This is a genomic window from Pseudonocardia adelaidensis (assembly GCF_039543345.1).
Lineage (GTDB): Bacteria > Actinomycetota > Actinomycetes > Mycobacteriales > Pseudonocardiaceae > Pseudonocardia > Pseudonocardia adelaidensis.
The window spans coordinates 14,056-28,384 of sequence record NZ_BAABJO010000012.1; the positions used below are offsets into that span (position 1 = coordinate 14,056).

Genomic DNA, 14,329 nt, shown 5'->3' on the forward strand with positions numbered 1-14,329 from the left:
CTCTCAGGGCTCTACGGCCGGATCAGGATCGGTCGTCGTGGTGTCGGTGGCCGGCTCGGTGGTGGTGCCGTCGTCGGCGCGGTCCGCCACCGTGACCATCGCCGGCCGCAGCACGCGATCGGCGATGCGGTAGCCGCGCCGCAGCACCGCGGAGACCACGGTGACCGTGGGCCCTTCGACGGTGCTGGCCTCGTGCTGCACGGCCTCGTGGACGGACGGGTCGAAGGGCTCGCCCTCCAGCCCGAACGGCTCGAGACCCAGCTTCTGCGTGACGGCCACCAGCTTGTCGGCGACGGACTTGAACGGGCCGGTGAGGTCGCCGTGGGCCTCGGCGCGGTCGATGTCGTCGAGCACGGTGAGCAGCTCGGACACGAACTGCACCCGCGCCCCGACCAGCACGCTCTCCCGGTCGCGATCCACGCGCCGCCGGTAGTTGGCGTACTCCGCGCTGACCCGCTGCAGGTCGGCCGTGCGTTCGGCGACCTGGGCGGCGAGCTCGGCGGCCGCGACGGAATCCGGCCCCACGGCTTGCTCGACGGGCTGCTCCGGTGCCTCGGGCGCCGCCCCGGCCGACTGCTCGGCCGGGGAGCGCACCTCGCCGGTGACCGGGTCGATCCGGCGCCGGTCCCGGACCACGACCCGCTCCCCGTCGCCGTGCTCGGCGCCTTCGTTGCGGTCGTGGGTTGTCACTTCTTGTCCTTCTCCTCGTCGACGATCTCGGCGTCCACCACGTCGTCGGCCCCGCCGCCGGCCTGCTGGCCGCCGGGCGTACCGGCGTCACCGGGGTTGGCACCGGCCGCGCCCTCGGCGCCCGGCTGCTGGTACAGGGCGGAACCCATCTTCTGCGACTCGGTGGCGAGCTTCTCCATCGCCGCCTTGATGGCGTCGGTGTCGGTGCCCTTCAGCGCGGTCTGCGCCTCGCCGAGCGCGGCGTTGACCGAGTCCTTGACGTCGGCCGGCAGCTTCTCGTCGTTCTCCTTGACAAACTTCTCCGTCTGGTAGACGAGCGACTCGGCCTGGTTGCGGACCTCGGCCTCCTCACGCCGCTTCTTGTCCTCCTCGGCGTGCTGCTCGGCCTCGCGCATCATCCGGTCGATCTCGTCCTTGCCGAGGGCGGACCCGCCGGTGATCGTCATGGCCTGGCTCTTGCCGGTGCCCAGGTCCTTGGCGTGCACGTTGACGATGCCGTTGGCGTCGATGTCGAAGGAGACCTCGATCTGCGGCACGCCGCGCGGGGCGGGCGGCAGACCCGTGAGCTCGAACATGCCGAGCTTCTTGTTGTAGGCCGCGATCTCGCGCTCACCCTGGAACACCTGGATCTGCACCGACGGCTGGTTGTCGTCGGCCGTGGTGAAGATCTCCGACCGCTTGGTGGGGATCGTCGTGTTGCGCTCGATGAGCTTGGTCATCACGCCGCCCTTGGTCTCGATGCCCAGGGACAGCGGGGTGACGTCGAGCAGCAGTACGTCCTTGACCTCACCGCGCAGCACGCCGGCCTGCAGCGCGGCCCCGACGGCGACGACCTCGTCCGGGTTGACGCCCTTGTTGGGCTCCTTGCCGCCGGTGAGCTCCTTGACCAGCTCGGTGACGGCCGGCATGCGGGTGGAACCGCCGACGAGGACGACGTGGTCGATCTGGCCGACCGAGATGCCGGCGTCCTTGATCACCTGGTTGAACGGCGCGCGGGTGCGGTCGAGCAGGTCCGAGGTGATCCGCTGGAACTCGGCGCGCGAGAGCGTCTCGTCCAGGAACAGCGGGTTCTTGTCGGCGTCGACCGTGATGTACGGCAGGTTGATCGTGGCCGTCGACTGGCTCGACAGCTCGATCTTCGCCTTCTCCGCGGCCTCACGCAGCCGCTGCAGGGCCATCCGGTCCTTGGTGAGGTCGATGCCCTGGCTGCTCTTGAACTTGTCGACGAGCCACGTGATGACCCGCTCGTCCCAGTCGTCGCCACCGAGGTGGTTGTCGCCGTTGGTGGCCTTGACCTCGACGACACCCTCGCCGATCTCCAGCAGCGACACGTCGAACGTGCCACCACCGAGGTCGAAGACCAGGATGGTCTGCTCCTTCTCGCCCTTGTCGAGCCCGTAGGCCAGCGCGGCCGCGGTGGGCTCGTTGACGATGCGGAGCACGTTGAGGCCCGCGATCTGCCCGGCCTCCTTGGTGGCCTGGCGCTGCGCGTCCTCGAAGTAGGCCGGCACCGTGATCACCGCATCGGTGATCTCCTCGCCCAGGTAGGACTCGGCGTCGCGCTTGAGCTTCTGCAGCACGCGGGCGCTGATCTCCTGGGCGGAGTAGGTCTTGCCGTCGACGTCGCCGGTCTTCCAGTCGGTGCCGATGTGGCGCTTGACCGACCGGATCGTCCGGTCGACGTTGGTGACGGCCTGGTTCTTCGCCGACTGCCCGACGAGCACCTCGCCGTTACGGGCGAACGCGACGACCGACGGAGTGGTGCGCGAGCCCTCCGAGTTGGCAATGACCGTCGGCTCGCCACCTTCGAGGACGGCGACGACGGAGTTGGTGGTCCCGAGGTCGATGCCGACCGCACGAGCCATGGTGTGTGCCTCCGATGATGGGTAGCTTGAGCTGCCTTCACTCAAGTCTGCCATGGACGGCCGCGGGGCATCCGCGATGCCTTGAGCCGCCCACGCTCAACTTGCTCACCGCGTCCAACGCACGGCCCGGCCACCGTGTTCCCGGCGGTGGGGACCGGGCCCCGGCACGCTCGTTCTCCGGAACGCCTACAGCGGCGCCGCGGGGCGCGGTTCCACCCGGCCCGCCGACGCCGGCGGCAGCGGGTCGTCCACCGGGGCGAGTACCCGGTGGCGTTCCGGGTCGTCCACGACGTTCTCGTCCGCGTCGAGGTACTCCAGCTGGCCGTCCGCGCCGAGCTCCGCGTGGTAGCCGGCGGCGGCGAGCTGCTGCTCGTCGAGGTCCACCAGCAGCTCCCAGCGGCTCGGCACCACCTTGTAGTCGGGCCACGGCAGGTGCAGGTACGCGTCGTGCAGGTCGGCGAGCAGCCCGACGAACACCTGCTGCCAGCGCAGGGGCATCGACTGGGCGAGGGAGCGCGGCACCACGAGGTGGTCCGCCGTGGCGCCGGGTGCGGGCCGGTCGAGGTAGTCCTGCACCGGCGTGGTGGATGCCGGGACGGAGCTGTCGGGAGGCATTACTACTCCTGCTCGTACGGATGACCGAGCGCGACAGTATCGATACCGCTACGCCCGGTTCGGCGTGGTACCCGGGCGCGTGGCCAGCGGCACGAGCTCCTTGAAGTCCCACGGCACCGGCCGCACCCGCACCTGCTCGCCCGTGTAGGGAGCCTCCACCATCTGGTCGTCGCCCAGGTACAGCGTGACGTGGTGGATCGTGGCGGGGTCGGACGGGTCGGTGGCGTAGAACAGCAGGTCGCCCGGCTGCGCCTGGGCGACCGGGACGTGGCCACCGGCGTAGAACTGCTGGCGCGACACCCGGGGCAGGTTGATCCCCGCCGCCTGGAAGGCGCGCAGCACGAGCCCGGAACAGTCGTAGGTGTTGGGGCCGGTGGCGCCCCAGACATAGGGCTTGCCGACCTCACCGAGGGCGAACGCGATCGCCGCGCCTGCCACGCCCTCCGGCAGCACCGCGGTGCGCCCGCAGCCCGTCGGGTCGGCGACGTCCGCGAGCTGCTGCACGAGCTCGGCGGCGAGGCCCTCCCACTTCGCGTACGCGTCCGGGAACGCCGACCGCTGCACGGTCTGGGCCGCCACCGTCACCGGCATGGTCTCCCAGTCGGGAACCTGCAGCAGGCGATCGACGAACGTCCGGGTGGCGTAGACCGGGTCGGTGACGTCCGCGGGCGAACCCCACCCCTGGGACGGTCGTTGCTGGAAGAGCCCCAGGGAGTCGCGGTCCCCGTAGCCCAGGTTCCGGAGCGTCGACTCCTGCATCGCCGTGGCCAGCGCGATCAGCCACGCCCGCGGCGGCGCCCCCATGTCGCGGGCGACCCCGATGATCGTGGCCGCGTTCCGCCGCTGCTCGTCACTCAGGTCCCCGATCCGGGTGCCCGCCCGGCTGCCGGCCAGCGGGCCGACCGGCGCGCGCACGCCGGGGTCACACGCGCCGTAGCTCGGCGTCCCGCCGCCGAAGCCGCCGGTGCTCGCCTGGAAGGCCATGAAACCGACGCCGAGGAAGAGGCCGAGCGCCGCGACGAGCACGACGACCGGCACGAGCAGCCGCAGCGGGCGCAGGGGGCGCGTCAGCGACATGCGCGCCCCTCATTCCCGGTCGTAGCCGGCGACCCGCCAGCCGTCCTCGGTGCGCACGACCAGCACGACGAGCTCGAGCGCGTCGGTCGGCACCTCCACCTGCACCGAGCGCGGGGCGACGCGAACGGGGCGGGGCTCGCCGGTCACCCGCGTCGCGGGGATGTTGCCGGGGTCGACGCCCGCGAGCACCCCGAGGTACTCGTCGGTGGTCGTCCTCCGCAGGCCGTCCAGCCACTGCTGGGCCGTGGTGCCCTCCCGCGGGCGCACCCACGCCGCCGCCCAGCGGGCGGCCACCTCGACGGCCGCGTCGGGGGCCGCGGACAAGGGCAGCTGCGACGGGGTGAGCTCGGGCACCGGCGGCAGCACGGTCGGCGTCGGCGTGCTCGCGACGTCGGGTCTGCGCCCGGCCGGGCCTCCCGACCCGCCGGAGGCGTCGGCGGGCCCGTTCCCGGGCCGCGCGGGTCCGAGCGCGGCCACCACGAAGGTCACGCCGACCACCAGTGCGACCAGGACGACCGCGGTGACCGCCAGCCGCATCGGGGACCGCAGCGGCCAGGCCCAGATCACCCGGTACGCCGCGGACCTTCCGTGCGGCGCCCTAATCGGCACGGCCGCCACCGGGGAAGACGGTCTGGTCCGAGCGCGGCCGGTAGATGCGGTAGACGGGCACGCCGTCCACGATCTCCGGCTGCACCGGGCGCACGCCGCCGGGCCGCAGCGGCACGGCGTCCGGCCTGCGGTAGATCACCCGGTCGTCCACATCGCCCGTGTCGCCCCAGTTCGGCAGGCCGCCGGTGGTCACCGCGTCGTCGGGGGGTGCCGGCAACGCGCGGCGACGGGCGGGGGGAACCGGTGTGGGCGGCGCCGGGTCCGGCGGTCTGCTCCGCGGCGCGGGCACGTCCGCGGCGGGAGCGGACACGCGGATCCCCGGCTCCGACTCCGGCCGCACGCCTCCGGGCCGGCCGGCGCTCGCCATCGCGCCGCGCCGCTCGTCCCACCACCGCGTCTGGCGCTCGTCGACGTCGGCCGGGGCACCGCGCACCCGCTGCCACACCCGCGACAGCGGCCCGGTGCCGGCGCCCGGCACGATGCCGCCGAACTGCTCGCGGGTGAGCGAGACCATCGACACCAGCCGGCGGAACGGCCGCGCGACCGCCCACAGCACCACGGTGACCACGCCCGTGACGAGCAGCGCGAGCCACAGGTCGATCCCGGAACCCGGCCGGAAGAGCGACACGACCAGCAGCGCGTGCAGCCCGGCGAGCGCCCCGACCACGAGCGTGTTGACGATGGCGGCACCCGCGACACGCAGGAGTGCCGGCATGATGTCCGGCTTCAGGATCGCGATCACGGCGACCGCGGGCGCGGTCATCACCATCAGCCGCAGCACCAGCATCGCGACCAGCACCAGCACCTTCGACAGCAGCTGGAACAGCGCGATGCACATGGCCTGGACGACGGCGAGGACGCCGGCCCCGACCCGGCTGCCGGACTCGCCCTGGAAGTACGGGTACCGGTCGCCCATGCGCCCGGCGATCGCGGCGAAGTCGGCCTTCTTCTGCTCGGCCAGAGCCAGCGTGTCCTGACCCTCGGCGACCTCCGTCTTCGTGAAGGTCTGCGCGCGCAGCAGGTCGCGCCCCAGTTCCTGCGCCTGGGGCACCTCGGGCGCGCCGAACTCCCCGCGCAGCCAGTTCTGGTACACGACCTGGTCGACGAGCACGGTCGGCATCGTGTCCCTCGTGCCGAGGCCGATCTGGCCGAGGAAGCCCTCCTGCATCTGGGTGACCCCGTCGAGCAACAGGGGGTCGGCCGCCTTGGCCCAGTCGACCGGCGCGAGGTAGGCCGCGGAGCCGACGACGAGCGCCACCACCGCGAGCGCGGCGCGCTGCGTCTGCCTGGCGAGGTCGCCGCGCAACGCGAGCACCAGCAGGATCACGGCGAGCAACAAGAGGACCGGGCCGATGAAGGTGGTGAACACCGCGTCGTACATCGCCCGGGTGCCGTTGCCGATCAACTGGTCCAGCGGGGAGAGCAACTCACCGCCGTCGGCGATGAGGTAGTGCGCCCAGTTGACGCCGCCGACCACGAACTTGGCGACGTTCAGGGCCTGGTTGCCGAGCCAGGTGTCGGTGGTGGTCGACGGGTTGAGCGCCGCGCCGGCGCACCCGATGTCGTAGTTGTGCCAGACCAGCCCGGCGTAGCCGACCTCGCGGTAGACGCTGCCCAGCTCGCCGTGGCTGGCCCGCGGCGGATCCAACGACCCGACGAGCCCGGTGCCGGGCCGGTCCGGCTCCGGCGACTCCTTGCAGTCGAACCCCTGCCCGAAGGCGGGCTGCCCGAGCAGCACCGAGGCGCCGACGAGCCCGGTGACGATGAGCATCGCCGTGCGCCTGCGCGGCCGCGCGCCGGGATCCCCGCGGTGCCGCCGGGCGCGGCGGCGGCGCACCGGTCGACCGCGGTGCAGGGCGACCGCGACGGCCGCGGCGATCACCATGGCGACCGGCAGCCAGCCCGCGGCCGCCGGGGTGCCTCCGGGCATCACCGACGGGCCTCCCCGGCCGCGGGTATCCGGCCCTCCGCCGAGTGGCCGTTGCTCGTCCCGGCCGGTGCGGACGCGTCGTCGAGATCCAGGTCCGGATCCATACCCGGGTCGACGTCGCCCAGCAGGTCGAGGTCCTCGTCGTGGCGCAGGTGGGTGCCGCCGTTGCGAGCGGCGGCGCGGCCGGCACGATCGACGAGCAGGCCGTCCGGGTCGTCGAGGTCGTCGAGGTCGTCGAAGTCGTCATCGCCCTCGAGCTCGGGGGGCACCGGCACGAGGTCGTCGTCCAGGTCGTCGCCGAGGTCCACGACCGGAGCCACCGGCCGGCCGAGCACGACGGGGCGGGCCGGGGCCGGCCGCTCCGACGCGTGCACCGCAGGGGTGGTGACCGGTGCACCGCTCACGGAGATCCGGTTCGCGTCCGGGTTGGTGTCGAGGGCCTCCCGGACGTGCTCCAGGTGCGGTGCCTCGAGGTCGATCCGGATCTTCTCCACGCCGCCGTGGCCGTCGGCGAAGATGAACTGGCGGGGCGTGTCGTCGGGCTTGTCGTCGTGGCGAGGGCGGGGCGAGAGCGTGCCGAGCATCTGCTCGTAGCCCACGCCGGTGGGCACCTTCAGCAGCCGCAGCGCCTCGGCCTGCGCCTCCTCGTCGTCCGTGCGCCCCACGAACACGGCGTTGACCAGGGACGCGAACCCGGACACGCGCAGCAGGTCGCCTGCGAGCTGCGAGGCGAAGAGCGCCCGAACGTTGAACTTGCGGGAGTCGCGGGCGAGCCGGTCGATCAACACCTTGCCGGTGGGCACCTGGGACAGGAAGTGCGTCTCGTCCAGGGCCACGCCCTTGCGCAGGTTGCGGTCGGCGTCGTAGATCGTGCGCTGCGTGAGCCACGACGCCAGGTTCAGCAGCTCGACGGCGAGCGCCTCGGCATCGGTCCACTCCTCGCGCGGGCTGCCGGGCCGGGGCAGCGTCATGCCCTGCATGGTGAGCACCGTGAGCCGGTAGTCGCGGTCGGCCTGCCACGGGTCGTCGCGGGAGGTGTCCGGGAACAGCAGGGCGGCCTGCGGCAGCTCCCGCCGCTCGGAGAGGAAGTCGGCCACGACCCCGGCGTGGTCCTCGCCGTCGCGGGCGTGCCTGCGCAGCACGTCGATGACCTGGCCGGGATGCCGGTCCGGAGAACCGCCGACCTCGCGCACCGCCCGCAGCAGCACGATCCGGGTGTGCGGGATCCGCGCGACGTCGTAGGGCAGCAGGCCGGTGAGGACGTCGAGGACGAGCCTGCGGCGGGTCGCCGCGGCGAGCGACCGCTCCCGGCGCCACGCCCGCTCGGGGTCCTCCTCGTCGGCGAAGTGCTCCGGTCGCGGCTCGGCGACCACGCGGTACGGGTTGAGGATGCCCGGGTCCGCCCGCAGCAGGTTGATGTGCCGGGAGAAGGGCGCCAGCTCCGGCAGCCGGGTGAGCTGCGCGAGCGGGCCGGACGGGTCGAGCAGCGTCCAGCGGGCGCCGGCGCGCAGGGTCTTGTAGGTGATCAGGCCGGTGAGGAAGGACTTGCCGGACCCGAGGCCACCGACGACCGCCGTGAGCCCGGAGGCGCGGCGGACCTCCTGCGCGAGCCACGGGTCCCAGGCCACCGGCCGCCGGGTGGCCGTGCAGGTCTCACCGATCATGATCCCGCGCCGGTCGCCGACGGACGCGGTGGCGGCGGGCACCGCCGAAGCGGCCCACATGACCGAACCGCGCCTGCGGTACGCGGTGGACGCGAGCGGCTCGCCCGGGATGAACTCGCGGGCGTAGCGGTACTGGGCCTCGGGGTGCTCGATCTGCACCTTCGGCCGGTAGACGTCGAGCACCTGCTGGGCGCGGCTGACCGCCTCGGCCTCGTCCTTGCCCGAGACGGCGATCCGCCACCAGCCGTACAGGCGGGTGTTGAGCTGGGTGAGCCCGCTGGTCAGTTCGTCCTCGACCTCGAGCACGCGGTCGGCCTGGCGCGAGAGCGACATCGGCGGGTCGAGGTCGTGGTCGTGGGTGTAGTGCCGGATCTGGCTGCGCACCTTGCCCATCTGGCGCTGCAGCTCGCCCGCGACCTCCTCGGGCCTGCGGACGTAGATGCGCGCCGACCACTCCACCGGGAACGGCAGCCGGTCCGAGTGCTGCATCCAGGGGTCGTCGACCTCCGGGATGCGCAGGCCCTCCATGAGGCCGAGCGAGAGCACGGCGACGTTCCGGCTCACCGTCTGGGCGCGCAGCCGCCCCACCACCTGCACGGTGGGGGCGTAGGGCTCCTGGTACATCTCGACGCCGTCGGTGAACGCGGCGAGGTCCTCCGTCTCCCACCGGTGTGCCCCGCCGGGCACCACGGACAGCGTGCGCGGCGCCGGAAGGCCGAGCGCGCAGGACCGGTGCATCAGCCACGCGATGTCGTCGGACGACGCCGGGACGGCGTCGAGCCCCGTCCCGGCGACCAACGCGTCCAGGTGGGCGACCTCCGAGGACAGCGCCGCGATCTCGGCGCGGACCGCGGCGGGGGCGAGCTTGCCCAGTACCGGCGCCGCGCGCTCGACCCAGCGGTCCAGGGTGCTGCGCCCGGACACCTCGATGCCGAGGAACACCTCCTTGTCCGACATCGACAGGCCCATCAGGTGGCGCTGCTCGCCCTCCAGGAACCCGTCCCAGCCCAGCGCGCCCGCGACGTCGGGCATCCGGCCGAGCGCGTTGTGGTCGAACGACTCCGCCCACATGTGCACCGGGTAGGGCCGGGTCGTGACGCGCAGGTGCAGCCACCGGCCCTGCAGCTCGCCGAGCTGCGCCGCGATCTGGCGGATCAGCACCTCGCGCTGCGAGTCGCTGCGGAAGCTCCACGCCTGCGCCGCGAGCCGGTACCAGGCCATGACCTGGGTGCCGGTGCGGGTCAGGTGTCCCTCGATGGAGCGCAGGGCGATGTCCGGCTCGTACGTGGGCAGCCCGCCGTCCCCCGCGAGCGCGCGGCCGCGCTTGCGGCTCGCGCGCTCCTTGGGTCTCCGGTCCCGGCCCGCGTCACCTCGTGACACGCGAACGCCCCTCCCGACGGCCGGGCTGCACCCGGCGTCCTGCCTGCTGCTGCGGCTTCCCACCGCGACCCTTGCGCGGCCGGGTGGCCGGGCCGATCCGCACGTGGCTCGAGCGGATCACCCCACCGGTTCCGGCGGTGCGCCGTCGCGGGCCGGTGACCTCGTGCCGGAAGAGCCCGACGACCTGGCCGAGCGGGCGTTCGTAGTCGATGCGCTGGCCGATGAAGCGCGTGACCACCACGGTGAGCACGAGCGCCCATGCGACCGAGAAGAAGTCGAGACCGATTCCGACCCTGCGTTGCACGAACATGATCAAGATCATGACAAGGAGCCCGAGCCCGTAGCTCACGTACCTCGCCCGCCAGGGGAACGTGGCGCGCGGTGGGCCGAGCCATACGGAGTCGACGCGATAGATCTCGTCGTCGGTGCGGACGAGCACGGATCAGATCACCCGACGAGGAGACCGGCCAGGAAGTTGCCGATCTCGGGGCCGTTACCGGAGACCGCGATGCCGAGCGCGACGAGGCCGACGATCAACCCGACGCTGCGCCGCGCGACCCCGGCGTTGTCACCCTTTCCGCCTATCCACAGGAGGATGATCGCGATGCCGAGCAGGACGAGCGGGATCACGTTGTCCTGGATCCAGCCCTGGAGACCGCTGGTGCTCAGGGCCTGCGCGTGCAGAACGAGCACCTGTGGTCCGGTCATGACGGCTCCTCCTCGTGGCGCTGCCAACCCGAGTTCGCCGCGTACCCGCACCCGACCACCTCGGGCTTTGGGCGCCCGACCTGGTCTTCTCGGGCACTGCCGACGAGTAGACCATGTTGACCAGCGGGAGCATAGCGAGTCGCCCGCGTGTTACAGCCGACCGACACGGACAGCGATACGACGTGTCGCAAGGGGGAACCCGCGGGGCCGGAATCGCCGATCTGGACCGGTTGAGTGACGGATGTCCCGGCGCCCACCCGGAGGCGGGACCCCGAACGGCGGGTTAGGGTCGCATCGCGCTCCGCTGTTACCGGCGAGTAGGTTGCGGCCTGATCAGCCTGAACGACGCTGGCGCACGGCGGGGAGCACCGGTCTACCCTGCTCCGCAACGGCCCGCGGTCCACCACCCGCGGTGCCAGCCCTGGGAGGAAAGCCGTGGTTGTCAGACTCGTCATCGGACTGGCGATGACAGTTCTCGCCCTGGCCGTGTCCGGCCGACGCGCCTGGTGGCTCTACACGCTGATCAGGTCCGGGCAACCGGCGCACGACCGGCTCCAGCAGATGAACGAGCGGATCAAGGCGCAGTTCGTCGAGGTGTTCGGCCAGCGCAAGCTGCTGCGGTGGTCGGTGCCGGGTCTGGCGCACTTCTTCACGTTCTGGGCGTTCGTGATCTTGATCACGGTGTACCTCGAGGCGTACGGCGCGCTGTTCGTGGAGGACTTCCACATCCCGCTGATCGGCCGCTGGCCCGTCCTCGGGTTCCTGCAGGACCTGATCGCCTCCCTCGCCCTGATCTCGCTCGTGGTGTTCTCGGTGATCCGCATCCGCAACGCCCCGGACCGGCTGCAGCGGGCGTCACGGTTCTACGGCTCGCACACCGGCGGTGCGTGGCTGATCCTGTTCATGATCTTCAACGTGCTGTGGACGATGTTCTTCTTCCGCGGCGCGTCCGCGGCGCTCGGGGTGTTCCCGTACGAGTCCGGCGCCTTCGTCTCACTGGCGGTCGGCACGCTGTTCGCCGGCGTGGGCGAGGGCACGCTGTTCGTGCTGGAGAGCATCGGGCTGCTGCTGCACATCGGCGTGATGCTGGTCTTCACCGTGATCATCGCCTACTCGAAGCACCTGCACATCTTCACCGCCCCGCTCAACGTGTCGGCCAAGCGGCTGCCCAAGGGGCTCGGGCCGCTGCAGCCGATCGAGCACGAGGGCAAGCCGATCGACTTCGAGGACCCCCCGGACGAGGCCGCGTTCGGCCGCGGCAAGGTCGAGGACTTCACCTGGAAGGGCATGCTCGACTTCGCGACCTGCACCGAGTGCGGTCGCTGCCAGTCCCAGTGCCCGGCCTGGAACACCGGCAAGCCGCTGTCCCCGAAGCTCGTGATCATGGACTTGCGCGATCACCTGCTCGCCAAGGCCCCGTACCTCATCGGCGGCAAGGACGCGCCGGAGGAGGGCTCGATCGACTTCTCCGCCGGCCTGGAGGACCACAACCACCACGGCGTGCCGGAGTCCGGGTACGGCCGGATCACCGGCTCGGGTCCCGAGCAGGCAGCCCGCCCGCTGGTGGGCACCCTCGAGGCCGGCGGTGTGATCGACCCGGACGTGCTCTGGTCGTGCACCACCTGCGGTGCCTGCGTGGAGCAGTGCCCGGTGGACATCGAGCACGTCGACCACATCGTCGACATGCGCCGCCACCAGGTCCTGATCGAGTCCGAGTTCCCCTCCGAGCTCGGGGCGCTGTTCCGCAACCTGGAGAACAAGGGCAACCCCTGGGGCCAGAACGCCAAGGACCGGCTGGAGTGGACCAAGAACCTCGATTTCGAGGTCCCCGTCTTCGACGGCGAGCTGTCGGCCGACACGGAGTACCTGTTCTGGGTGGGCTGCGCAGGCGCGTTCGACGACAACGCCAAGAAGACCGTGCGGGCCACCGCCGAGCTGCTGCACCGCGCCGGCGTGGACTACGTCGTGCTCGGCCCGGAGGAATCCTGCACCGGTGACCCGGCCCGCCGCTCGGGCAACGAGTTCCTGTTCCAGATGCTCGCGCAGCAGAACGTCGAAGTCCTCAACGCCGTGTTCGAGGGCCGGGAGCCGGGCACCCGCAAGATCGTGACGACCTGCCCGCACTGCCTCAACACGTTGGGCCGCGAGTACCCGCAGCTCGACGGGCACTACGAGGTGGTGCACCACACCCAGCTGCTCAATAAGCTCGTGCGCGAGGGCAGGCTCGTGCCGGTCGCCGCGCCGGACGCGATGACCGACGTCACCTACCACGACCCGTGCTACCTGGGCCGGCACAACGAGGTCTACGCCGAACCCCGCGAGCTCGTCGGGGCCGCGGGCGTGAAGCTGGCCGAGATGCCCCGGCACGCCGACCGGTCCTTCTGCTGCGGCGCGGGCGGTGCCCGCATGTGGATGGAGGAGAAGATCGGCAAGCGGGTCAACCTCGAACGCGTCGACGAGGCGCTCGGCACCGGCGCCGAGAAGATCGCCACGGGCTGCCCGTTCTGCCGCGTGATGTTCTCCGACGGCCTCACCCAGCGCCAGAGCGAGGACAAGGGCGAGAACGTCGAGATCCTCGACGTCTCGCAGATGCTGCTCGCCGCCGTCAAGCGCGGGGACACCACCGGGAACGGCCGGGTCGACGAGGCGGTGGACGCCCTCGGAGAGGGGGCACCCCACACTGCGGACACGACCCCGGCCAGCGGCACGGAGGCGAGCGGCCCGGGCGAGGGGTCCGCGGCCCAGGCGGACCCGGCGGGTGACGTCTCGGTCGGCGGTGCGAGCACCGGAGGCGCCGAGCCCACGGGCGCGCGACCGGACGGCGATGCTGCCGAGCCAGAAGGCCCTAGCAGCCAGTGACGAACGACGTCGCCGTCAGCCTCCGCACGGTGTGAATCCGGTGACGAGATAGGTGCGCTGATTCGGGTCGACCAGCTTCACCTGGATCTTTCCGAGAGGCGTGCCGGCCGACTCGGCCCAGAATGTCGCGCAGGCATCGAGTGTGAGTTCGGGGGGAGGCGGCTGCTTCGGGTCTGCTCCCCGTGGCATACCCGCGGTCGTCGGCGGCGCTGTGGCGGCCCGCGGCTGATGAAGCCGAGAAGCGGCCGCGGCACAGTCCGGAACGCTCAACCCTCGCGCCAGTTGCTCTTCGGCCTGCGGGGTCAGTAGGGCGCAGAGCAGGTCGGGGTCGGGCGCCGACTGCGTGATGGAGAGGACGAGCGTCGGCACGATGTCAGCGCTCTCCTCGGCGATTCCCGCACGGGACAGGTCACCCGCCCGAGCCTGCTCCTGCTCGTGTTCGATCCGCTCCTGGTGCAGTGACAATCCGAAGCCGATCCCGCTCACCACGCACAGCACCGCCCCGACCGCCGCGAGCCGCCACCAGGGCAGCTGGGCGAGCCCGGCCAGCAGGACGCCGATGCTCGCCGCCATGGCCCATGCCCACGGTCCGGTGCTCAGCATCAAACCGATGACGACGGCGAGGCCCGCAAGGGGGATGTCCCAGCCGCGGAGCGGCCCGTCGAGGCGCAGCAGCCGCAGCACGACGAGAGCGGCGACCCCGATCAGCCACGGGATCCACGAGAAGCCCGCGAACGGCCAGAGCAGCAGGGCGGCCGCGAGTACGGCGACACAGGCGGCGCCCCGCGGCGAGCGGGTGAGGCGGCGCCAGTCGAACCGCGGGCGGGCCGGGCCCGGGCCGTTGCCCCGAGGCGGGCCGGGCGGCACCGGCACGGGCGGGTACGCCGGTCGCGCCTCGGGGAGCCACGGGGGTCCGGGTTCGCGCGGCGGTT

At 72.1% G+C, this 14,329-nt stretch carries 11 protein-coding genes; 1 reads left to right on the top strand and 10 read right to left on the bottom strand.

The window, feature by feature from the left end:
* Positions 1-3: 3 nt before the first annotated feature.
* The 9 genes from grpE to ABEA81_RS17420 form a co-directional block, all read right to left on the bottom strand.
* The gene (gene grpE, locus ABEA81_RS17380; RefSeq protein WP_345606174.1) at positions 4-690 is read right to left on the bottom strand and encodes a nucleotide exchange factor GrpE; all 687 of its coding nucleotides are present in this window, start codon (positions 688-690) and stop codon (positions 4-6) included.
* Positions 687-2,555 carry a molecular chaperone DnaK gene (gene dnaK / locus ABEA81_RS17385; RefSeq protein WP_345606175.1) on the bottom strand — a complete coding sequence of 623 codons (1,869 nt, stop codon included), beginning with the start codon at positions 2,553-2,555 and terminating at the stop codon, positions 687-689. The genes grpE and dnaK overlap by 4 nt, the downstream gene beginning before the upstream one ends.
* A 186-nt stretch (positions 2,556-2,741) precedes the next feature.
* On the bottom strand, positions 2,742-3,170 hold the full coding sequence (locus tag ABEA81_RS17390; protein WP_345606176.1) for a hypothetical protein: 429 nt from the start codon (positions 3,168-3,170) through the stop codon (positions 2,742-2,744).
* Between the two features lie 48 nt (positions 3,171-3,218).
* Positions 3,219-4,247, bottom strand: coding sequence for a C40 family peptidase (locus ABEA81_RS17395; protein ID WP_345606177.1), 1,029 nt, complete (start codon positions 4,245-4,247; stop codon positions 3,219-3,221).
* Between the two features lie 9 nt (positions 4,248-4,256).
* The gene (locus ABEA81_RS17400; RefSeq protein WP_345606178.1) at positions 4,257-4,814 is read right to left on the bottom strand and encodes a hypothetical protein; all 558 of its coding nucleotides are present in this window, start codon (positions 4,812-4,814) and stop codon (positions 4,257-4,259) included.
* Positions 4,815-4,845: 31 nt separating this feature from the next.
* On the bottom strand, positions 4,846-6,786 hold the full coding sequence (locus ABEA81_RS17405; RefSeq protein ID WP_345606179.1) for a hypothetical protein: 1,941 nt from the start codon (positions 6,784-6,786) through the stop codon (positions 4,846-4,848).
* Positions 6,786-9,830, bottom strand: a complete 3,045-nt coding sequence (locus tag ABEA81_RS17410; RefSeq protein ID WP_459077151.1) for an ATP-binding protein — start codon at positions 9,828-9,830, stop codon at positions 6,786-6,788. Before ABEA81_RS17410 ends, ABEA81_RS17405 begins: the two co-directional genes overlap by 1 nt.
* Positions 9,817-10,269: a hypothetical protein gene (locus ABEA81_RS17415; RefSeq protein ID WP_345606180.1), complete on the bottom strand. Its 453-nt coding sequence runs from the start codon at positions 10,267-10,269 to the stop codon at positions 9,817-9,819. Before ABEA81_RS17415 ends, ABEA81_RS17410 begins: the two co-directional genes overlap by 14 nt.
* 8 nt (positions 10,270-10,277) lie before the next feature.
* Positions 10,278-10,538 (bottom strand): hypothetical protein, encoded by a 261-nt coding sequence (locus tag ABEA81_RS17420; RefSeq protein WP_345606181.1) that lies wholly within the window; start codon positions 10,536-10,538, stop codon positions 10,278-10,280.
* Positions 10,539-10,973: 435 nt separating this feature from the next.
* On the opposite strand from ABEA81_RS17420, the gene ABEA81_RS17425 reads away from it, so the two are divergent.
* A complete protein-coding gene (locus tag ABEA81_RS17425) occupies positions 10,974-13,397 on the top strand; it encodes a (Fe-S)-binding protein (protein WP_345606182.1) in 2,424 nt (807 codons plus the stop codon).
* 15 nt (positions 13,398-13,412) lie between these two features.
* On the opposite strand, the gene ABEA81_RS17430 is transcribed toward ABEA81_RS17425, so the two are convergent.
* Entirely contained in the window at positions 13,413-14,081 is a 669-nt protein-coding gene (locus ABEA81_RS17430; protein ID WP_345606183.1) for a hypothetical protein, read from the bottom strand.
* Between the last annotated feature and the right edge of the window lie 248 nt (positions 14,082-14,329).